Annotated in this window: 17 protein-coding genes; 6 read left to right on the forward strand and 11 right to left on the reverse strand. The window is 43.8% G+C overall.

Annotation, left to right across the window (positions count from 1 at the left end):
* Positions 1-358 precede the first annotated feature (358 nt).
* The 5 genes from IP510_RS02385 to IP510_RS02405 form a co-directional block, all read right to left on the reverse strand.
* Complete coding sequence (locus tag IP510_RS02385) at positions 359-2,059, reverse strand: AMP-binding protein (protein WP_194363183.1); 1,701 nt, start codon at positions 2,057-2,059, stop codon at positions 359-361.
* Between the two features lie 712 nt (positions 2,060-2,771).
* The gene (locus IP510_RS02390) at positions 2,772-4,469 is read right to left on the reverse strand and encodes an AMP-binding protein (RefSeq protein ID WP_194363184.1); all 1,698 of its coding nucleotides are present in this window, start codon (positions 4,467-4,469) and stop codon (positions 2,772-2,774) included.
* Between the two features lie 450 nt (positions 4,470-4,919).
* Positions 4,920-5,714: an ABC transporter permease gene (locus IP510_RS02395; RefSeq protein WP_194363185.1), complete on the reverse strand. Its 795-nt coding sequence runs from the start codon at positions 5,712-5,714 to the stop codon at positions 4,920-4,922.
* 88 nt (positions 5,715-5,802) lie between these two features.
* Positions 5,803-6,681, reverse strand: coding sequence for an ATP-binding cassette domain-containing protein (locus tag IP510_RS02400; RefSeq protein WP_194363186.1), 879 nt, complete (start codon positions 6,679-6,681; stop codon positions 5,803-5,805).
* 5 nt (positions 6,682-6,686) lie between these two features.
* Positions 6,687-7,274, reverse strand: coding sequence for a hotdog domain-containing protein (locus tag IP510_RS02405; protein WP_194363187.1), 588 nt, complete (start codon positions 7,272-7,274; stop codon positions 6,687-6,689).
* Positions 7,275-7,505: 231 nt separating this feature from the next.
* On the opposite strand from IP510_RS02405, the gene xthA reads away from it, so the two are divergent.
* From xthA to IP510_RS02420, 3 genes are all read left to right on the forward strand, one after another.
* A complete protein-coding gene (gene xthA, locus IP510_RS02410) occupies positions 7,506-8,330 on the forward strand; it encodes an exodeoxyribonuclease III (RefSeq protein WP_194363188.1) in 825 nt (274 codons plus the stop codon).
* A gap of 87 nt (positions 8,331-8,417) precedes the next feature.
* Positions 8,418-9,641: a bifunctional glutamate N-acetyltransferase/amino-acid acetyltransferase ArgJ gene (gene argJ / locus IP510_RS02415; RefSeq protein ID WP_194363189.1), complete on the forward strand. Its 1,224-nt coding sequence runs from the start codon at positions 8,418-8,420 to the stop codon at positions 9,639-9,641.
* Between the two features lie 337 nt (positions 9,642-9,978).
* Entirely contained in the window at positions 9,979-10,377 is a 399-nt protein-coding gene (locus tag IP510_RS02420; RefSeq protein WP_194363190.1) for a DUF4377 domain-containing protein, read from the forward strand.
* A gap of 138 nt (positions 10,378-10,515) precedes the next feature.
* Here the strand turns inward: IP510_RS02420 and IP510_RS02425 are convergent, their stop codons facing one another.
* Complete coding sequence (locus tag IP510_RS02425) at positions 10,516-11,949, reverse strand: L-serine ammonia-lyase (protein WP_194363191.1); 1,434 nt, start codon at positions 11,947-11,949, stop codon at positions 10,516-10,518.
* Between the two features lie 539 nt (positions 11,950-12,488).
* Here IP510_RS02425 and IP510_RS02430 point away from each other — a divergent pair.
* The gene (locus tag IP510_RS02430; RefSeq protein ID WP_227669421.1) at positions 12,489-13,937 is read left to right on the forward strand and encodes a solute carrier family 23 protein; all 1,449 of its coding nucleotides are present in this window, start codon (positions 12,489-12,491) and stop codon (positions 13,935-13,937) included.
* A 133-nt stretch (positions 13,938-14,070) separates the two neighbouring features.
* Here the strand turns inward: IP510_RS02430 and IP510_RS02435 are convergent, their stop codons facing one another.
* Positions 14,071-15,003, reverse strand: a complete 933-nt coding sequence (locus tag IP510_RS02435; RefSeq protein WP_194363192.1) for a DMT family transporter — start codon at positions 15,001-15,003, stop codon at positions 14,071-14,073.
* A 466-nt stretch (positions 15,004-15,469) separates the two neighbouring features.
* On the opposite strand from IP510_RS02435, the gene IP510_RS02440 reads away from it, so the two are divergent.
* The gene (locus IP510_RS02440; protein WP_194363193.1) at positions 15,470-16,504 is read left to right on the forward strand and encodes a WG repeat-containing protein; all 1,035 of its coding nucleotides are present in this window, start codon (positions 15,470-15,472) and stop codon (positions 16,502-16,504) included.
* 149 nt (positions 16,505-16,653) lie between these two features.
* On the opposite strand, the gene IP510_RS02445 is transcribed toward IP510_RS02440, so the two are convergent.
* Positions 16,654-17,688, reverse strand: coding sequence for an alpha/beta fold hydrolase (locus IP510_RS02445; protein WP_194363194.1), 1,035 nt, complete (start codon positions 17,686-17,688; stop codon positions 16,654-16,656).
* 27 nt (positions 17,689-17,715) lie between these two features.
* Positions 17,716-17,880, reverse strand: coding sequence for a rubredoxin (locus IP510_RS02450; RefSeq protein WP_011280463.1), 165 nt, complete (start codon positions 17,878-17,880; stop codon positions 17,716-17,718).
* Between the two features lie 530 nt (positions 17,881-18,410).
* Here IP510_RS02450 and IP510_RS02455 point away from each other — a divergent pair.
* Positions 18,411-18,977 (forward strand): adenine phosphoribosyltransferase, encoded by a 567-nt coding sequence (locus IP510_RS02455; RefSeq protein WP_194363195.1) that lies wholly within the window; start codon positions 18,411-18,413, stop codon positions 18,975-18,977.
* A gap of 168 nt (positions 18,978-19,145) precedes the next feature.
* On the opposite strand, the gene IP510_RS02460 is transcribed toward IP510_RS02455, so the two are convergent.
* Positions 19,146-19,655 (reverse strand): hypothetical protein, encoded by a 510-nt coding sequence (locus IP510_RS02460; RefSeq protein ID WP_194363196.1) that lies wholly within the window; start codon positions 19,653-19,655, stop codon positions 19,146-19,148.
* A gap of 105 nt (positions 19,656-19,760) precedes the next feature.
* Positions 19,761-20,702 carry a transaldolase gene (locus tag IP510_RS02465; RefSeq protein ID WP_194363197.1) on the reverse strand — a complete coding sequence of 314 codons (942 nt, stop codon included), beginning with the start codon at positions 20,700-20,702 and terminating at the stop codon, positions 19,761-19,763.
* Positions 20,703-20,896 lie beyond the last annotated feature (194 nt).

Here is a 20,896-nt window from a genome sequence, read left to right on the forward strand (position 1 = left end):
CGTCATCCTCGCTAACCATACTAATGTATCGCTTGCACTCGGCCTCCTTGTATCGGAATTATTTGAACTCAACCATATAGTCAGTCCAATATTAAAAAGATACAGCGGAACTGGGATGAATTTTTTACAGCCTCTGTCGGCATAGGCACAGCAAGCCAGAAAAATTTATACCAGTTTCACGTTATTAAATACTGTATCCGTTTTATTGAGTATCGTCTGTACCGAACCTAAAAAGTCCGATAGCTGTCGATATCCAATTTATAGAGAACTGACTATATATGAAAAAGGCCTTCTACATTGTGATGTAGAAAGCCTTTTCTTTTTTAGATATAGCACATTTTAAAACATAACGTGAAGGCTATAACGTCCTCGGGTTGTCCGATATATGTTGCTCGCGTAGCTTTTGACGCAGCACCTTACCGACATTACTCTTTGGCAGCTCGCTCACAAACTCAATGTGACGTGGGCATTTATAGCCTGTCAAATTCTCTAAGGCAAACTCTTTGATAGTCTCTTTGGTCACATTGTTGTCTGCAGGGACGATATATATTTTAACGGCTTCACCTTGGTTTTCATCAGGGATGCCAATGACCGCACACTCAACGATACCGTTGCAATCGAGCATCACAGATTCAATCTCATTCGGGAATACGTTAAAACCTGACACCAAAATCATGTCTTTTTTGCGATCAAGCAAGGTGAAATAGCCTTTTTCATCCATGCTAACAATATCACCAGTACGGAAGTAGCCATCACTGGTAAAGTCATTGGTAATATCTGAATTAAAGTAACCTGACATGACATTGGGTCCTTTAATACACATCTCACCCGCTTGATTCATGCCAACACGCTGGCCATTGTCATCGATTACGATGATATCGACACTAGGTACTGGTACACCAATAGTCCCATTAAACTTACGCTCAGTGATAACATTGGCCGTGCCGCCGGCAACCCCTTCTGTCATACCCCAGCCTTCAACCATCGGGCAGCCAGTGATCTCAAGCCATTTGGCAGCGGTCTGTTCGGTGGCCGCCATACCGCCAGCCTGAGTGATACGTAGTGCGCTAAAGTTCAGATTTTTAAAGTTTGGCTGATCGAGCAAGCCTTTAAATAGGGTATTGACCGCAGGGAGTATATGAAAGGGCTGCTTTGACAAAGTCTTAATAAACCCAGGCATATCACGTGGATTGGGTATCAATATAAAGGTATAACCTGAGCGCATACCAAGTAGGCTCAGCATAAAAGCAAAAATATGATACAGCGGTAACGCCATGACCATATTGATGTAGACTTCATTGATATCTGAGGTAACAGGACGGTACCAAGCTTCTGACTGCATGGCTGCAGCGACGACATTGCGCTGCGTCAAAACGGCGCCTTTGGATAGACCAGTCGTACCACCGGTATATTGCAAGATAGCCTTTTGTTGCAATGTGGTCTTGGGTGCTTGTATCGGTAGGTTTTTACCTTTTTTGAGCACTTCAGGGAACTTGGTCACATTGTATTTAGGGTCGTTCAGATTGTACTTGGGCACCAGACGTTTGACTTGACGGATAACCGTGTTGACCAAAATACCTTTCAAACCCATCATGTCGCCCATTTTTGATAGGACAATACGCTTGATGTTTGTCTCGTCTATCACTTGCTCTAGCGCTTGGGCAAAGTTATCCACCACAAAAATCACTTGAGCACCTGAATCATTCAATTGATGACGCAGCTCACGGCCTGTATATAGTGGATTGATAGGGGTGCAAACATAGCCTGCACGCAAGATGCCAATCATGATTGGTAGATATTGCGGGACGTTTGGCATCATAAGTGCCACGACACTGCCTTTAGGGAGGCCTTGCGCTTGCAACCATGCTGCTACCGCAAGAGACGCATTATCGACATCACCATAAGTATGAGTCACCCCCATACAAATAGTCATCGGATGCATACGAAAACGATTGAAGCACTCTTCATACAGCTCTATGAGGCTTTCGTATTGATCAGGGTTAATCGTTTTAGGTACATTTGCTGGATATTGGGCAAGCCAAGGCTTATCTATTGTCATGAGTGACGTCCTTAAGTATTGATATAATATCAAACCCAAAAATATGAATAGAGATGTCAAACTCGTATAATCTACAATGCAAAATATTTACACGCGTTTTTTTCACTATCCTCATTTTTTGAGTGATATAAGTTAAGGCTCGATAAAAAAGTAGTCACATCCATGTCAACTTTTTATTACTGACAACATAATAAAATGTCGAGTGCTATCCTATTTTGTTCACATACTGCTGAAATAAAGAGATCCTTATAAATTTTAAGTTAACCCCTTAATTGGATTAAGAAGCTAATTATTGATCCCATATCGAAAATATTGTCTCTAGCTATACTCCGTCAGCTCACTTATCTTAAAATCAAATAAATTAACTGGCAGAAACTATAGTGAAATATTTTGTCGTTACATTAACATAAAGACAACCGTTCTCGTTATTCTCATAAAAGAACTGCTTAGTTTACAATTAGATTTGATATGTATAAAAATATATGTTGCAAGATAAACAAGACAAATGGTTGATAAAAAAGATAAAGTCGTTCATTAGATAATGATGATCAGCACCCATTTATATTCGATCAGTATAAAAAGCATCCTATATCTAATATAAGATGCTTTTTAATAAGAGTAAGTCATGATTTAAATTTGATGTTACTCAAGTTCTATAAACATAGACATCAACAGAAGATAGTGTTTCTTTTATCGAAAGAATAATGGCTGTCTATCGCTGTGGACGATCTGCATCATGCTTTTCACGCAGCTTTTGACGCAATACTTTACCGACATTACTTTTTGGCAATTCACTGACAAATTCAATATGACGTGGACACTTATAGCCAGTGAGATTGTCTAGAGCAAATTCTGTCACCACTTCTTTGGTGACGTTATTGTCTTCAGGCACTATGTATATCTTGACAGCTTCACCTTGGCGATCATCCGGAATACCAATCACCGCACAGTCAATAATGCCTGGGCAGTCAAGCATGACAGATTCAATCTCATTCGGGAATACATTGAAACCTGAGACTAAAATCATGTCTTTTTTACGATCTAGTAAGGTGAAATAGCCTTTTTCATCCATACTGACAATATCACCAGTACGGAAATAGCCATCACTAGTAAAGTCATCACTACTGTCTCTGTTCAGGTATCCAGAGGTGACGTTAGGGCCTTTAATACACATCTCGCCCGCTTCATTAGTGTCAACACGCCGGCCTTCATCATCAATCACAATCATATCGACACTAGGCAGCGGCAAACCGATGGTGCCATTGAATTTGTGATCCGTCACGATGTTGGCGGTGCCTGCTGCCACGCCTTCGGTCATACCCCAACCCTCGACCATAGGACAGCCAGTCACCTCAAGCCAGCGTGCAGCTGTCTGCTCAGTCGCTGCCATACCACCAGCTTGGGAGATACGCAGCGAGCTGAAGTCCAGCTGTGTGAAGCTTGGTGTATCAAGCAATCCTTTGAATAGGGTATTAACGGCAGGAAATATATGAAAAGGCTGTTTTGATAACGTTTTGACAAATCCGGGCATATCGCGCGGATTGGGTACCAATATAAAGGTATAGCCTGAGCGCATGCCCAGTAGGCTTAGCATAAAAGCAAAAATATGATACAGCGGTAGCGCCATGACCATATTGATATATACTTCATTGATCTCTGAGGTGATAGGCCGTGTCCATGCTTCTGATTGCATGGCTGCTGCTACGATATTGCGTTGTGACAAAATAGCACCTTTAGAGAGGCCGGTTGTACCGCCGGTATATTGTAAAAATGCTTTTTGATCCAGTAACAGTTTTGGCTTTTGAAAAGGTAGGTTTTTGCCTTTTTTCAAGACTTCAGGAAACTTAGTGACATGATATTTGGGATCGTTAAGATTGTATTTAGGTACCAAACGTTTGACTTGGCGAATGATAGTATTAACCAAGATACCCTTCAAGCCCATCATATCGCCCATCTTCGATAAGATAACGCGCTTGATGGCCGTCTCATCGATCACTTGCTCCAAGGCTTGGGCAAAGTTATCCACCACAAAAATAGCTTGTGCACCAGAGTCATTTAATTGATGACGCAGCTCACGACCTGTATACAATGGGTTGACAGGGGTGCACACGTAGCCCGCCCGCAAAATGCCAATCATAGTTGGCAGATATTGCGGGACGTTTGGCATCATAAGCGCCACGACGCTACCTTTAGGAAGCCCTTGCGCTTGTAACCATGATGCAACTGCCAGTGAGGCCTTATCAATGTCGCCATAAGTATGAGTCACGCCCATACAAATACTCATCGGGTGTCCACGGAAACGATCGAAGCATTCTTCGTAAAGCTCCATGATGCTGATATATCTATCAGGGTCGATGGTTTTTGGCACACTTGTAGGATATTGGGAGAGCCAAGGTTTGTTCGGCGACATAGTGAGCGTCCTTGCAATGTAATATGGGTTAAGGTTTATAAGAAATCAGCCATACATATATCAGTATTATCAACCAGTATTGATAGGGTTTATAGGTTACTGGGTGCAATAACGTCCTTGTATATTGACAGACTGCTAGCGCTTGGTAGTGCGGTACAATACCAATCAGCTAATACTAAGAAATGCCTTAGATAAATAACCAAATCATTGTATAAACAGATAACACAAACAGTAAATATCCCAATAAGGGTCATCTATTGTCAGCAGCTAGAGTATCAAAAAAATGATACATTTCAGCAATACATTAGCATGAATAAAACAGATAGCAATATGGATTTACAAAACTGGGCAGTACATAAACTGAATTAAATCATATGCTTAATAATGAATATAAGGAAGGGAAGCTGAAAAGTTATCGCGGAATGAGGTGAGGGCCAGTAAGTATTTTGATCATTCAGGTAGGATGAACTGACTGTTTTTATTGAAAAATCGTCGGTAAATAAGTAAAGCGCTGATGGTACAGCCAAGTATGCTACTCACACATATCAAAAACATCGTTATGATCTGATAACGAACGGCTTGGGAAGGATCTGCACCTGCCAGTATTTGCCCTGTCATCATACCGGGTAAGCTCACAATACCTACGACTAACATAGAGTTTAAGGTCGGGGTCATCCCATTAATAATCGCTACTCGTATTTGCTCATGTACGGCCTCAAATGGCTTGGCAGATAGGCTAAGCATCATCTCGATACGAGATTGCTGCTGATGAAAAGACTCAACCAATTGGTTGCTGGTCAAAGAAATGGCGGTTAAAGAGTTGCCCAGTATTAGCCCTAAGATAGGGATAATAAATTGAGGCGTGTACCAAGGAGTGACTCTCAAAATAGCTAGGATGGCTATCGCAGTGACCAATACGGCTGAGGTACTAACGGCCAGTAGTGTGTCTACCAATAAACCTTTATAACTGCGTTTGACACGGTTTTTTGCAGCACTTGCGGCAATCAAAGTCATGATGGTCAGAATGATCAGTACTTCGTACCATTGCTCGCGTGCGAACACCCATGCCAATATCAGGCCAATAAAGCTCAGTTGTACGATGGTTCTGATAGCAGCCGTTAGTAGTGTCTTTGTCAGCCTTAAACGCAATTGCCATGATACGACAAGGACGATGAGGATTAGGCTCCCAGCAAGTGCGATATCACCATACGTTAAAAACACTTGAATATCATTTGTCCCGCTCATATGTGCTCATTATAAGGGTGTAAAGAGAAGGTTGGCGTACAATCAGGATATTGTATTTTAAGATTTATATCATAGTTTAACAGTCGATTTAGAACACGTTGGTTAATACGCCTGCTTGCATATGCCAGTGTCTATCAGCCAATGGCATAATGTCCTTGGTATCGTGAGTGACCCATAGCAATGTACGCTGCCTATCGGCTTGTAACCAACGAATGAGCAGGCTGACCAACTGCGCGGATGTATCGACATCTAAGGCAGCGGTTGGTTCATCCAGCAATAGTACTCGAGGGTTGAGTTGTAGTAAGCGCAACGTATTGACCAGCTGCCGCTCGCCACCAGATAGATAGTTGGCATTTTGCTGCAAAAACGCTGCGCTTTTACCCAAATGTACAAGCTGAGCAGTATGCCAATCAATATCAAAGGTCTGAGACTCATGTGCTTGCAGATCATAAGGTATTTTTAGGTTGTCAAGGACATTACCTTCTATCAGTTGTGGATGCTGCGAGAGTAACGTGACTTGCTGACGCCACTCTATATAGCTTGTTTCGTGAATACTGTGATATACATCACTGTTTGGTTTGGCAGGGTTAAGTAATTCAGCCTTGCTACGTAAACGGACGTCACCAGCACTTATAGGAAGCAATCCAGCCAGCAGTCGTAGTAGTACAGACTTGCCACTGCCGGAGGCACCGGTCAAGACGGTCACTTGCCCTGAAAACAGCATACCACTCACATCGCTGATTAATGCTGGCGGGTTAGCTGGCAGCGCCTCGCTAGATGCAGTATCTTGCTCTCGTTTACTTGTCCATTTCTGATAGCGTGTGCTTAGAGTATTGCCCTTTTTTTGAGTGCTATCCTGTATTTGAACGCTATTAATGTCTGTATCCTTAGCAAGCATCGTGGTCGGCCTGCTGTAAAACCAAAGATGGTTAAACTCAATGATAGGACTGTCGCTATTAGTGTTCATAGCGTCTATTGATGCTCAACCAGTTGCTGGCTCATAGCCTGTTCAATAGCCTCGCGCAGTTTTTTGGGTACACGAATAGGGCGCATCGGTGCCTCAATAGATGCAGTATCAGATTTGTCGTTTTCATCATTTGCCATAGGCTTTGGTTTGACTTGATTTTGTACACAAGCAATGACAATCTTGGCGCTGCTCAAAATTTGATTGCTGACAGTTGTATTTCCCATCGCACTATTATTAGGTGCTGTGCGACGAATGCTTTGATAAAATACCATGCTGGCAGGCTTTAGCTCTACTTTATCGACACGTACACTGATGATCTCATCTAAGAGAATGGCGTTGGTATAGCGCAAATCTGCCTGACTGACCACAAAATGCTGCACATCGCCCGTATCGGTCTGCAAAAAGTAGCCGTTCAAGCCAAGTTCCGTGAACCAATCACGGCGGCAGTTTTCAAAAAAAACCAAATGATTGGCATGGTAGACTATGCCACCAGCATCAGTATGGTTAATATAGACGTTGTAATCTTTGGCAAATAATGGGGCAACTTCATCGTTGCTAACTTTATTGGTGTTTTTTCGCATCGTTGTTGTCATAGTCATACTCAGTATTTTTTAATAAGTAAGGTTGAGGGTATGCCCTCATGATAAGGATGTGAATCAGCGAATTTATAAGAATAGCGTTTATTATCGTTGTCACAAGCGTTACTCTAGCCGAAGATATAAGACGGCGCAACAGCTAGCTCAGCCTATGTCTGCTATCATAGGTGCTTGCGACTCATTCGCTCGTATCAGCACTGCATTTTATCAATTAGTATAGGATAGTTTATGACCCGTTTTGTCAGTTTTAATATCAATGGTATTCGTGCTCGTCAGCACCAGCTTGAGGCCGTTCGGGAGGTGATTGATCCTGACGTCATGGGTCTACAAGAGACCAAAGTGCATGACGACCAGTTCCCGCTAGGGGATGTAGAAGGAATAGGGTATCACGTAGAATACTTTGGACAAAAGGGACATTATGGCGTGGCATTACTGTCTAAAGTTGCCCCTATATTTGTACAAAAGGGCTTTCCTGGTGAAGAGGTAGATGCGCAAAAGCGTTTTATTCATGCACGCTATGAGTTTGATGGGCGCGAGGTAGATGTGCTTAATGGTTATTTCCCGCAAGGAGAAAGCCAAGATCACCCGACCAAATTTCCAATGAAACGGGCGTATTATGCAGATTTGATGGTTTATATTGATACATTAAAAGCTGAGGGTCGTTCGATCATTGTCATGGGTGACATGAACATTGCCCCAGAAGATATCGATATCGGTATTGGTGAAGTCAATGCAAAACGTTGGTTAAAAAATAGAAAAACCTCGTTTTTGCCAGAAGAACGTGAATGGTATAGCGATCTGATGTCGCGTGAGCTGACCGATACTTATCGTTTGCATTATCCAGAGAGTACTGAGCTTTATAGCTGGTTTGATTATCGCAGTCGCGGCTTTAATGATGAGCCTAAGCGCGGAATGCGTATCGATCATATCTTATGCACACCAGATTTGGTTGATGCTTGTGTCGATGCTGGTATCAGCTACGAATTACGTGCGATGGAAAAACCGTCTGACCATGCCCCGATTTGGTCAGCATTCAACTTAAAAAAACGATAATATTCAGATCACAAGTATGACTTTATATTCTATAAATTTAGCTTCTATCTATAAGTAACGATAAATATCACAAATAAGGACTTTATTATGGCAGTTGGCAATGTAGCAGTACCTGATACTATTTATCCCATTGATGGCATTAAGCTCAGTGCAACTGCCGCGGGCGTACGCTATAAAAATCGTGACGATTTGGTCGTGATAGAAATCAATGAGCAGGCAACGACGGCGGTTGTTACGACTAAGAATACGTTTTGTGCGGCGCCTGTACGGGTATTGCGAGAGCACTTTGCTAAAGTCAGTCCGCGCTATTTGGTGACCAATACGGGTAATGCCAATGCAGGCACGGGTGCTGATGGCAAGCGCCGTGCTATCGATATCTGTGCTGCATTGGCAGACAAAGCAGGGGTAGATGTCGCCACTGTATTGCCATTCTCAACCGGGGTGATTGGCGAGCCATTAAATAGCGACGCGGTCATCGCAGGTCTGGATGCCGCATTGTCTAATTTAGCTGCTGATAGTTGGCTGGCTGCGGCCAATGGTATCCGCACAACGGACACCATTCCGAAACTTGCCAGCCAACAAATCGAAGTAGCAGGGACTCATTATCATATTACGGGCATGTCAAAAGGCTCAGGGATGATACGCCCGAATATGGCCACTATGCTCGGTTACGTGGCGACAGATGCCAATATCGCTGCTGACGTATTACAAAAGATGCTCAGCGCTATCAATGAGCAGTCTTTTAATCGCATCACGGTGGATGGCGATACCTCAACCAATGACTGCTGTGTATTGATAGCCACTGGCGCTGCCAGCTCGGATGTGATTGATGGTCCAGCGCATCCGCATTATCAAGCAGTGTTCGACGCGTTGAGTGAGGTGTTTATACGTCTGGCACAATTGATTGTGCGTGATGGCGAGGGTGCGACCAAGTTTATGACCGTTAAAGTGACAGGTGGTCAAACCACTCAGGAATGCTGTGATGTGGCTTATGCCGTCGCGCATTCACCACTGGTAAAGACAGCGTTTTTTGCCAGTGATGCAAACTGGGGACGTATTCTAGCAGCAGTGGGCTATGCAGGCATTGAAGACCTAGACACCGAGCAAGTTGATGTTTATCTAGATGACGTTATGATTTGCCAGAACGGCGGTGTCGCCGCCAACTATACAGAAGAAGCTGGCAAAGCGGTTATGAGCCAGTCTGAGATTACCATTCATATCAGTCTTGCACGCGGTGATGCCCATGACACGGTTTATACCTGCGATTTGTCATATGATTATGTGAAGATAAATGCTGATTATCGCAGTTAGGCAATAGTTTTAAATTATCTTTAGATAGCTTAGCCATGGAGCCAGAGTAGAGTCTACTCTGGCTTTTTATTGTCTATCATCTAAGATTTGGCTTGGCCAGTATCAATTTACCTTGTGATTTCATACGATGCATTAACATCAGTTGCAAAAGCTGACGTTACTTTACAAAGCAGTCATAGAGGGTAAGGCGACGAGCGACCTATACTAAGCTCAGTAAACGGCAAATAGCCTTATTGGGTTTTACTAGGGCAGGATAAGGTGTTCGAAATAATAATTTGGTATAAGCAACAATAAGCCAGCAATAGAAAACTAATAACAACTATCTGAGGATTATATAATGAAAAAATTAGCACTTGCAGCATTGATGACGACTTTTGCCCTTTCTGGTTGTTCTACTATGGGTATGGACAATGAGCGTACCATGGTAGTCGAAGGACAGACTATGAATGTAAAAGTAATCAATATTCCAAGTTTTGAGGTAGAAGTTGCCCCGCGTAAAGCTGTGTGTGACTTGACAGCAACAGATGGCACGATGGTTGAATCGCAATGCTTGCAATATCGTCAGACTTATCAGAAAAACTATACCACGCTAAATGGTAACATTCAGGGCTTTACCTATGAGCCGAACTACCGTTATGTCTTGGATGTACGTCAAGAAGCCATGACAGCAGAAGGGTCTAATGTGGTTAAGCCAGTTTGGATTCTCAACAAAGTAGTATCTAAAACAGCTGAGTAATATCAATATCAATGAATGTGAGCTGACTTCGTTACATTCATCATAAAAAAAGACCTCTAATTTCTTAGAGGTCTTTTTTTGTTTCTACAGTATCTACTTCTATGACGACATATTATTGCTAATCATGCAGTCGATAGATTAGCATTGGCTATAGTTAACACTGACACCGCGAGTAGCGGTAGGGATTCTATTATCAGCATATACTGCAAGGCCGCCACGTGCCGTCTCTTTGTATTTATCAGACATGTCAGCACCTGTCTGCTTCATGGTCTCTATGGCTTTATCCAAAGAAACGAAGTGCTGACCATTACCTCTACAGGCCAGACGTGCCCCATTGATTGCTTTGACCGCGCCCATGGCATTACGCTCGATACAAGGCACTTGGACTAGACCGCCAATAGGATCGCAAGTGAGACCTAGATTATGCTCAATACCGATTTCTGCTGCATTTAAACATTTAGCGGGTGAGCCATTCATAAGTTCTGCTAGGGCAGATCCTGCCATGGCACAGGCAGATCCTACTTCACCCTGACAGCCTACTTCAGCACCAGAGATCGAGGCATTTTGCTTGATGAGGCTACCAATAGCGGTGGCATTCAACAAAAACTTGCGGACACCGTCTTGGCTATAGTTAGGCAAAAAGTCACGATAGTAATGCAGTACTGCTGGAATAATACCTGCCGCGCCATTGGTTGGTGCTGTGACCACTTTACCACCATTGGCATTTTCTTCATTGACGGCCAGTGCATACAAGTCAACCCAGTCCATCGCGGCCAGTTTGTCATTCTTGGTGATGGGCTGATCTTTTTCAGCACACAACTGTAGGTACAAGTCCTTTGCACGGCGTTTGACATCTAAGCCACCGGGCAAAATGCCGCCGTTTTCACAGCCTTGTGTGACACAGTCTTGCATGACTTCCCAAATATTGTCTAAATAGGCAAACACCTCTTCTTCGCTATGAAAATAAAGCTCATTTGCCAGTACCAATTCGCTGATACTTAAGTGATGCTGACGACATTGCTCTAGTAGTTCTGCGGCATTATTGAAAGGGTAAGGAACACGATCGATCGTTGGGCTGGCATGATCCTCATTTGGGTCAGTGGCATCTTCTTCATTGATCACAAACCCACCACCAATCGAATAGTAGGTCTGCTGATAGCGCACGCCTTCCGTTGAGATGGCACGAAGTGTCAATGCATTAGGATGGTAGGGCAGCACAGTATCATCGTACCAATAGATATCTTGTTCTGTATCAAACGCAATGGTATGCGTACCGGACACGTTTAATACTTTGTCAGAAAAAATAGGAGACAGATAGCTACTGGTCATGCGTGTGTCAATGGTACTAGGCGTATGACCAAGTAATCCCAATAAGATAGCCGTATCTGTTGCGTGGCCTTTTCCGGTCGCGGCCAACGAACCATAAAGCTCAATTTCGATATTAGCAACGGCTGTCAATGCCATTTGCTTGGTTAATGAGGCCAAAAACAGATTAGAGGCCACCATCGGACCTACTGTATGTGAGCTTGATGGGCCAATGCCAATTTTAAATAAATCAAAAACACTAATCATAATGAGTTACCGAAAAGTTTAAGAGCTCTAGCGATTGCAACAATTGCATAGAGCGCTTTTATTAAAAATATAATAGACAGCCATAGCTTACAGGCACCGTAGTTCGGTGCGTGTGAGGTGCTATCTATGAAAGGATTGCTATAAAAGAGTACAAGTGGTGACTGAATAATAACTTTTATTTATTTTGAAACTCCGCTATCATGCTCGGAGTCAACGACTATGTAACATCCTGTAAGTCAATATCGCTATTAAGTAGGCCAGCTTGTAAATGACCAAAGTATTTTGGGTAGCACACATGGTTCTTGTGCCATTAGCTAGAATTGACCATCATACCAAATAATACTTTTGGTTTGTCATATTACAACATAAACGAATGAATTGGGATGACATATTATAGATAGAAAAATATAGACTTCTTTTATCTATATAACCTGCTATCAAAATAGCTCTATTTAGTAGTCTCTCAATTTCGCTCAGTTTTCATTTTAGCAGTTATTTTAGCTTATTACCTTAGTTCAGCTCACATAGGACAAGCGCGCATGCCATCTCAAAAAGACCCTTTATCATCGTCAGACAACAGCGCTCCAGATCAGTCAGCTCAAAACGCATTAGAGGCTGCAGGTATTGATTCAGCCGCCATCAACTACCCACACAATCCAGACTTTGAAAATGGCCGTTGGTTTCCTACATGGCGACCTTATAAGGGCAACTTGGATCGCGATCCAGTGGGTATCAATGACTATTTGCCACCATCAAAGAGTGTATTACTAGGGATACAGCATACGTTTGCCATGTTTGGTGCGACGGTGCTCGCGCCATTATTGATGGGGTTTGACCCTAACTTAGCTATTTTGATGTCTGGTATCTGTACGGTGATGTTTTTTATGATCACTGGTGGACGCATGCCAAGTTATCTGGGTTCAAGCTTTGCTTTTATTGGTCCAGTCATTGCGGTGACGGCATATGCAGGCGCAGGGTTCAATGACAATTTGAATGTGGCGCTAGGCGGTATCATGGCCTGCGGTATTATTTATGCGTTGATTGGCTTGCTCGTGATGAAGACAGGAACAGGCTGGATTGAGCGCTTAATGCCGCCTATCGTCACCGGCGCTATCGTGATGATTATCGGTCTTAACTTAGCACCAGTGACTATTCAAGGCGTGTCTGCCAATCAGTTTGATGCTTGGATGGCCACTTTGACTGTGCTGCTCATCAGTGGGGTGGCGGTATTTACGCGCGGTATGCTACGTCGTCTATTGCTACTCGTCGGTCTGGTATTGTCGTACGTGGCTTATTTTGTGATGACCAATATCCTAGGTTTTGGGACTGCGATTGACTTTAGTACGGTCGCTGCAGCTTCATGGTTTGGGTTACCAAGCATTCATACGCCTCGTTTTGAGCTAAGTGCTATTATTCTCATTGCGCCTGTGGCCTTTATCTTAGTGGCCGAAAACTTGGGTCACTTTAAAGCCGTAGAGGGTATGACCAAGGCTCGCGTAACCCCTTATATGGGCCGAGCGTTTTTGGCAGATGGTTTGGCCACGACTTTTTCAGCAGGCTTCGGTGGTACAGGCGTGACCACTTACGCTGAAAACATCGGCGTTATGGCGGTCACAAAAGTATATAGCACCACGATATTTGTAGTCGCAGGTGTGGTCGCTATTATATTGGGACTGTCACCAAAGTTTGGCGCAATTATCCAAACGATACCAGCGGCTCTATTGGGCGGCGCCTCTATCGTGGTATTCGGTCTGATCACGGTAGCTGGGATAAAAATTTGGATAGACAGCCACATCGACTTCAGTAAAAACAGCAATTTAATCATCGCTGCTGTGACTGTCATTATGGGTACAGGTAACTTTAGCTTGCACTTAGGGGGCTTTGATTTGGGCGGTATTGGTACTGCTACTTTAGCCGCTATCGTGTTAAATGCCTTGTTTAACCAAAGTGCCGAGACGAAAGCGGCGAATAAAGCGTTGGCTAAATAATTAGTCTCTAAAATGTTTAAGTTTGCAGTAAATGCAGTAACTAAAAAGCGCCCATGCTATCAATAGCATGGGCGCTTTTTATTGAATAGTATTGATTTATATCGTCCGAGAAAATCGAACAATAGTGTCGAGCTTACTTATAATCTCGCTTATAGAACTTTGAAAAAAACCGATAACGGCGTAGTGCCCGTGGTTTTGGTTTTAACGATCCCAAATAAATGGCAAACATCGTAAGCAAAGCGCCGCCCCATTGTAAGCTGTTGATGGGTTTGTCCAGCCAGCTATAGTCAATAATGAGGGCGGCAACAGGCTCGGTCAGTAGTAATAATCCTGTCAGTGCCAGTGATAGCTTAGGGATAGAATAGGCAATCAGGCCCCAAGCCAAGCACTGCATCACCGTACCATAAATCAGTACCCAACCAAGCTCAGACCAGGTATTGGGCAAAATGTTACCCATATCGAAAGCCAACATCGGCACAACCATGGCAAGCACACCACCGATACTGATTAATTGCATCAGCATAAATATGGGTACAGGCTCGGTATCGTGTGTCTTACGGATAAAAGTCATCGATGCTGCCAGCATCGCGCCTGACACAATACCTGTGACAAAGCCCCAAGTGGCGGCGCTGTTGTTAGCAAATTCAGGACTGCCAATCATGGCCACGCCCAGCATCGCCAAAAATAAACTGATGAGCTGTACGATAGATTGACGTTCATTAAAATATAAAAAGCCAATGGCGGCTAAGAAAAAAATCTGCAAGCTGTTGAGCAAGGTTGAGATGCCAGGGCCGACGGCATAAATACTCTCGTGCCAAAGTGCCAAATCCAATCCCAAAAAAGCCCCTGACAGTAAGCTATAAACAATCGCTCGCCTTGATTGGGGTAGATGCTGCCCCATGGTTTTTGCTAAGACCGCAAAGACGATACCTGAAATAGCCAATCGCCAAAACGACATTGCCCAGCCGCCGATATCAACGTGAGCCACGATCAAACTGCCCAAACCAAAAATGATACAACCAATGACTAAGCCTATAGGTGCAGAGCGTGATGAAGCGATAGCCATATAATGTCCTTATGTTAATATTCTTATTATGACGTCACGCTGCTCATGTGACGTTTCACCAAGGCCATATTGTCGTGGTTTTGTACATAAAATGAAATGGTAAAACCAAAATTTATTCTGGTTTTTTAAATAGGCTGTCGCTATAGCTAATCCTACTGTGTGTACAGGCTACACATACACGATTAAAGTTACTGATAGTGATGACTAATAGCGACAGCAATCTTAGTAGCGGTATCGCTACATGATGGTACCGACATAGTGAGATTTGTCAGTATAAATCGTAGCACAGTATAGCAATGTCTTTATAATCGAGTGACGCCCTTACAGTAATGACATTGGCGCTGATACAACAATTTGTTAGTCTAGAGTCTGTTTAATATTCAAACAGACCTTTATGCTTTACCGTATATTGAATGCTTCGTCCATTATCTCAAACACTCTGTATATTATTTGCCTAGGTTTACTTATGCTTCGATACTTTTTTTCAAACAACCACTCACACATAGTATCCGGTACATCTAGAACAGTGTCGCGCTATGGTTTGTTTATCAGTGTCTCTTTGGGTTTGCTGTTTACGGTGCCCAGCGCCCAAGCGGCCAGTTGTAAACTGCCCAAAAGCTACTACAAAAATGTCGCTTGTACCGCAAGTAGCAAGTATTTTTTAGCGACCAAGGATTTTGGTGCGCCTGTGGCATTGATTGACAAAAAAGGTAAAAGAGTCGTTGATTTATCACGCTATCAAAAGGTCGATGCCGATAAAATATCGAGCGATCTGCTACCTGTATTGCGTAACAGTCGTGTCGGTTATCTCAATATGCAAGGCCGCGAAGTCGTGCCTGCAATGTATGACATACTCACAGAAAGTGGAGGATGGGCGCGACCTGTATCAGATGGACGTATCGTGGTAAAAAAAGACGGTAACTATGGCGTGATTAACACGGCCAATAGCACGGTTGTTTCATTCTCGGCAGCCATTGATGATATTGATAACTACCGTAATGGCGTGGCGCGAGTACGAAAAAATAGTGCGACCAGTTGGGTCGATAAAAATGGGAATACGGCTCGTGACCCCAATGCATCATCCGCCAAAGAGTCTGCACCTGCTACTGACAGCGCTAAGCCATCGTCCGTGCCTAAATCATCGTCAGGGCCTAAGCCGCCTATATCTAGCGGTTTTACCACGCTGCAATCACGTCAACAGGATGGCAAATGGGGCTTTGTTGATGATAATAACATCACCATGATTACTTATTCGTTCGATGAGGTACGCCCATTCTCTGAGTCGCTGGCGGGCGTGCGTATCGGCAAAGAATGGGGATTTATCAATTTGGGCGGAGAGTTGGTGATTCCTTTTCGCTTTGCAAGCGATGGGGTGTTGGCTGACGACTATAAAGGTAAGCCGTCATTTACCTTTACCGGTGGTAAGGCATGGATTGGCAATTTAAAGAATGGCAATAAAATGTGTGTTGACAAAGAGGGTACTGGGGTCGCGTGCGATTAGCGCGACTATCAAAACTTAATACGCAATAAAAAAAAGAGTGCCAACCTATTTATCATAGGCTGGCACTCTTTTTTATTGCACACATTTTTTTATCGAGTACATGATACGTGCCTTGTACTGACAGCAGGTATGGACATGGCAGGAAGTGGCTATTTATCCGATAAATGATGGCTGATTAAATCAACCATATAAGGCTGATAATACTCTGGAATATCATGTGCCATGCCTTCAATCAGATGAAACTTAGCATTAGGGATGGTTTTGGCAACCACGCGGCCCTGTGAGGCAGGAATTAAGCCATCAGCGCTACCATGTAGTACAATGGTTGGTGCTTTGACTTGCTTACTAAAGCGACTGATAGATCCTGATGCCAATATAGCATTAAGCTGCTGGACCGTACCTAGCGGATGAAAGTTGCGCTGATAGCGAATCTTGGCAATCTCACGCACCATCCGTACATTGACATGCCCTGGTGTACCAACGGTCTTCATAAACCACACGCTATGACGGACGATATCACGTTCAGAATGACTCTCTGGACGATTAATAAGGGTGTACAGCTGCTTGGGCTTTGGCGGCTTTAAAAAGGCACGATTGGTCGTCGTAAACATCAGCGCCATACGCTGTACCAAGCTGGGATAACGAGCCGCTACGATCTGTGCGATCATGCCGCCCATCGAAGCACCAAGCAAATGGGTCTTGCCAAGCTTGAGGGCCTTAATCAAACGCGCAGTGTCTTCTGCCATATCTGTCAGATTATAGGCAACCTGTGTGCTTTTATTGGACAGGCCAGTTTGCAATCGTACCATCATTTTGAGCTGACTGATGCGTGGCAATCCCTCAATCTGCACTTTAGAGGACAGACCAATATCACGATTGTCAAAACGAATCACAAAGAAACCAGCATCAATAAAGCGTTTGATGAAATTGTCAGGCCAAAATATCATCTGTGACCCTAGCCCCATAATCATCAGTAGCGGCGGATGATTAGGGTTACCTCCTGCCTCGACACACAGCTCAATGCCATCACCGATATCGATCATCGCTTGCTGCAGGTGCTGACTCAAATCTGAGTCGCGCCATTGGTGTGCCCCAAATCGTTGCCATTCAGGCGTGGGGTAGGTGTCTAGATTGTCTAAGGGTTCAGTCAATTTGGCACTATTGATGTCATCTGATTTTATCATGAAGTGTCCTAATTAGAGGGTCATCTACTACAGCTCAAGCATCTCAAAGTCAAGCTTGCCGACGCCGCACTCAGGGCAAGTCCAGTCATCAGGGATGTCGTCCCATTTTGTGCCAGGGGCAATGCCTTCTTCAGGGCAGCCCAGTGCTTCATCATATATCCAGCCACAGACGATACATTCATAACGTTTCATAAATAAGTCCTATCGATCATTACCAGTGTTACAGTGCGCTATATACGCTTAGGTTTGGGGTTGCAGTTATTCGTTCAGCTGCTATATGCGGTTACTACCTTTATAACAACGATATGAGACTGCAAAAACGCACGTAGTTTAGCATATAACCGTGATTTTCATAGTTAAGTTTACACTTGTATATTGAGATGAGTTGTCTTTTATCAAGTCCGTACTGACGCTATATTGCAGTGATTGGCTGCAACAACAGACGCGCATCCGCAATGCGAAGGCCAGTTATGCTATAATAATCGCCGTCAAATTTATAGTGTTATAGTCGAACTACTCTTAAAGTGTTACGGCGTTAGACTCGCTTAGCCTACTACTGTAGTACTCGCGCTCGTCTGCCTTGTATTATTTTTAACATGGATTGACTATATCTACTATTTGCCGCTGATAAGTCATGAGTGATTTATGAGCAGTTGTCATATCGTTCATATCAGTTATTCAAGTCACGCCAGTTATCTCAGTCATATAAGCTAAGGGTTATCATGAGTATCAATGCCGCCACATCCGCGACCACCGAAAGCGCGTCATCTCCTACACGTAATACTGACCATCCATTTTGGCAGGTTATTCGCACAGTACCAGACTTTCCAAAAGTCGGCATTGATTTTTATGATATTACCCCGTTACTCCGTAGTCACATCAATGAAGTCATCGATGCGCTGCTTGCCGCATTGCCAGAGGGCCTTATGGATGATGTCGATTGCTTGGGTGCTGTTGAAGCACGCGGATTTGTGTTTGCCAGCATGCTCGCAGGACGCTTGGGTAAGGGTATGATACTACTACGCAAACCGGGTAAACTGCCACCACCAGTGGCCAACAAAGCATACGCGCTAGAGTATGGCAAAGACACGCTTGAGATGCAAAACAACTTGCCACCTGAGCGCGTACTACTGGTCGATGATATTTTGGCGACTGGTGGTACATTGACCACTGCTTATGAGCTGTGTCAATCAGCCGATCATACGGTGGTGGGTGCATTGGTGTTATTAGACTTGGTTGATTTGCATGGTGAGTTCCCAGTGCCTGTCTATACCGTACTAAAAGCTTAATAGGGTCAATTGATAACCTAGTTGGTCATAAATAAAGCAAAGGTATAATTTAGCTTTCTTTATTTTTGCATTGAACTGACTATAAGCTGTAAAAATACAGACAAAAAAGCGCCCTGAATAATATCAGGGCGCTTTTTTGTCTGGTTTAGGTTGAATACTATAATAGACTTACACTGACTGCTGTTTGGTTTGCTCATAACTGTCACAAGCGTGCTCAATCAGTCGGCGTCCAACGGTTTTTGGGGCAGTCACCTTAAAGTCTTTTGTGGTCAGTATCGGTTTCTCTGATTGCCATGACTTGAGGACTTTATCATCAGCATCGTAGTTGACGTAGGCTCTCTTATAGTAACTGGCATCTTTGCAGGAAATCAGTAATTGCTGATCACTACGCTGAATGCTATTTTCTTTTATATCGCTCTTCTCTTTTACAGCCCCTTTGTCCTTTACGGCAGTCTTCTCTTTCTTGATCTGCTTTTGCACGGGGTATGTTCTGAGCATCGACACTGTGATGTTTTCGACGTCTTTTTCGTCTATGATATTTATGTCAGAGCTTTCAATAGAGTCCAAATCTATACTAAAAGTCGATCCAGAACTGCTCTCAGACACCTCTACCCAGTTGACACCATGGGCACTAATCATTAGTGCACTACTGGCCAATAACATTGATAGCCGTTTCATACTTGAGCCTTGCTGCTGGTTGTTTAAAGTAAGTAATGATAGCCAACTTGCCATTAACAGGCAAATATCTTTTGTGAGAGGTCAGTGAGAGTCCTGTTGCCCTTGTTACCCGCGCATGGTCGATAGCATCTTAGCAAGCTCGTCACGTGCGCCAATAAAACCATCAATACCTTTGGGTAATAAGTCTTGTGTGACCTTATCTTGCTGATAGGCGGCGCTGAATTCTTCATGCGTCAAACTCACTTGAGTCATCGCCTTCATATCCATCGACATACTAGGGGATAACTGACGGGTAACCTCTGTATCCATCGCCGCCAGCTCGTCAATGAGATTGGGAGCTATGGTCAACAGGTCGCACCCTGCTAGTGCCAAGATTTGCTCAACTGAGCGAAAACTTGCGCCCATGACTTGTGTCTGGTAGCCGTGCTGCTTGTAGTATTGATAAATAAGTTTGACGGATTGGACGCCCATGTCGTCAGATGCTGGGACGTTCTGACGGCTCTGTTGGCGTTTTTGCCAATCCAAGATACGGCCAACGAATGGCGATATCAAGGTCACACCAGCGTCTGCACAAGCGATGGCTTGGTGTTGACCGAATAGGAGCGTCAAGTTGCAGTGAACGCCTTGGGTTTCAAGATAACGTGCTGCTTCGATGCCTTGCCAAGTCGCTGCCATTTTTATCAGGACGCGTTCTGAGTCGATACCTGCTTTTTGGTAGGCCTCCATAAATGCCAAGGCTTTGTCTATCGTGGCCTGAGTATCATAAGAGAGACGAGCATCTACTTCAGTAGATACGCGGCCTTCGATCAGCGCTAAAATATCGCAGCCAACTTTTATCGTCAGTGTATCAATAACGGCATCGATGTCACCGTTATGACGGCTCATCGTTTCTGATAGGACAGCTTGATTGTCAGAATGAATGAGCGCTTTGGTAATGAGGCTTGGGTTGGTGGTCGCATCAATAGGTTTTAGGCGTGCAATGTCGGTCAAATCGCCCGTATCAGCGACAATGGTGGTCATGGTTTTTAATTGTTGTAATACGCTCATCAGATAGCCTTCTATAGTAATCACATCGATATTAATGACAGGATGCTTTTTTATTTATAATTTGAGTAGGGTTGGAAAGGGAACTGTAACACAGTTTTGAGCATGTGTTTTTGCAGAGTTAAGGCATGCATCGCTGTTATGAGCGCTAACTGTGATAACATTTATAGCCGTTGTGCCGTTTATACGTATTTACG

The sequence above is a fragment of the Psychrobacter sp. NG254 genome (assembly GCF_015277735.1).
GTDB lineage: Bacteria > Pseudomonadota > Gammaproteobacteria > Pseudomonadales > Moraxellaceae > Psychrobacter.

Bases quoted from the DNA above. Each gene is read 5' to 3' on its own strand.
- IP510_RS02385 (WP_194363183.1), bottom strand. From the start codon at position 2,059: ATGACAATAGATAAGCCTTGGCTTGCCCAATATCCAGCAAATGTACCT.
- IP510_RS02390 (WP_194363184.1), bottom strand. From the start codon at position 4,469: ATGTCGCCGAACAAACCTTGGCTCTCCCAATATCCTACAAGTGTGCCA.
- IP510_RS02395 (WP_194363185.1), bottom strand. From the start codon at position 5,714: ATGAGCGGGACAAATGATATTCAAGTGTTTTTAACGTATGGTGATATC.
- IP510_RS02400 (WP_194363186.1), bottom strand. From the start codon at position 6,681: ATGAACACTAATAGCGACAGTCCTATCATTGAGTTTAACCATCTTTGG.
- IP510_RS02405 (WP_194363187.1), bottom strand. From the start codon at position 7,274: ATGACAACAACGATGCGAAAAAACACCAATAAAGTTAGCAACGATGAA.
- xthA (WP_194363188.1), top strand. From the start codon at position 7,506: ATGACCCGTTTTGTCAGTTTTAATATCAATGGTATTCGTGCTCGTCAG.
- argJ (WP_194363189.1), top strand. From the start codon at position 8,418: ATGGCAGTTGGCAATGTAGCAGTACCTGATACTATTTATCCCATTGAT.
- IP510_RS02420 (WP_194363190.1), top strand. From the start codon at position 9,979: ATGAAAAAATTAGCACTTGCAGCATTGATGACGACTTTTGCCCTTTCT.
- IP510_RS02425 (WP_194363191.1), bottom strand. From the start codon at position 11,949: ATGATTAGTGTTTTTGATTTATTTAAAATTGGCATTGGCCCATCAAGC.
- IP510_RS02430 (WP_227669421.1), top strand. From the start codon at position 12,489: ATGCCATCTCAAAAAGACCCTTTATCATCGTCAGACAACAGCGCTCCA.
- IP510_RS02435 (WP_194363192.1), bottom strand. From the start codon at position 15,003: ATGGCTATCGCTTCATCACGCTCTGCACCTATAGGCTTAGTCATTGGT.
- IP510_RS02440 (WP_194363193.1), top strand. From the start codon at position 15,470: ATGCTTCGATACTTTTTTTCAAACAACCACTCACACATAGTATCCGGT.
- IP510_RS02445 (WP_194363194.1), bottom strand. From the start codon at position 17,688: ATGATAAAATCAGATGACATCAATAGTGCCAAATTGACTGAACCCTTA.
- IP510_RS02450 (WP_011280463.1), bottom strand. From the start codon at position 17,880: ATGAAACGTTATGAATGTATCGTCTGTGGCTGGATATATGATGAAGCA.
- IP510_RS02455 (WP_194363195.1), top strand. From the start codon at position 18,411: ATGAGTATCAATGCCGCCACATCCGCGACCACCGAAAGCGCGTCATCT.
- IP510_RS02460 (WP_194363196.1), bottom strand. From the start codon at position 19,655: ATGAAACGGCTATCAATGTTATTGGCCAGTAGTGCACTAATGATTAGT.
- IP510_RS02465 (WP_194363197.1), bottom strand. From the start codon at position 20,702: ATGAGCGTATTACAACAATTAAAAACCATGACCACCATTGTCGCTGAT.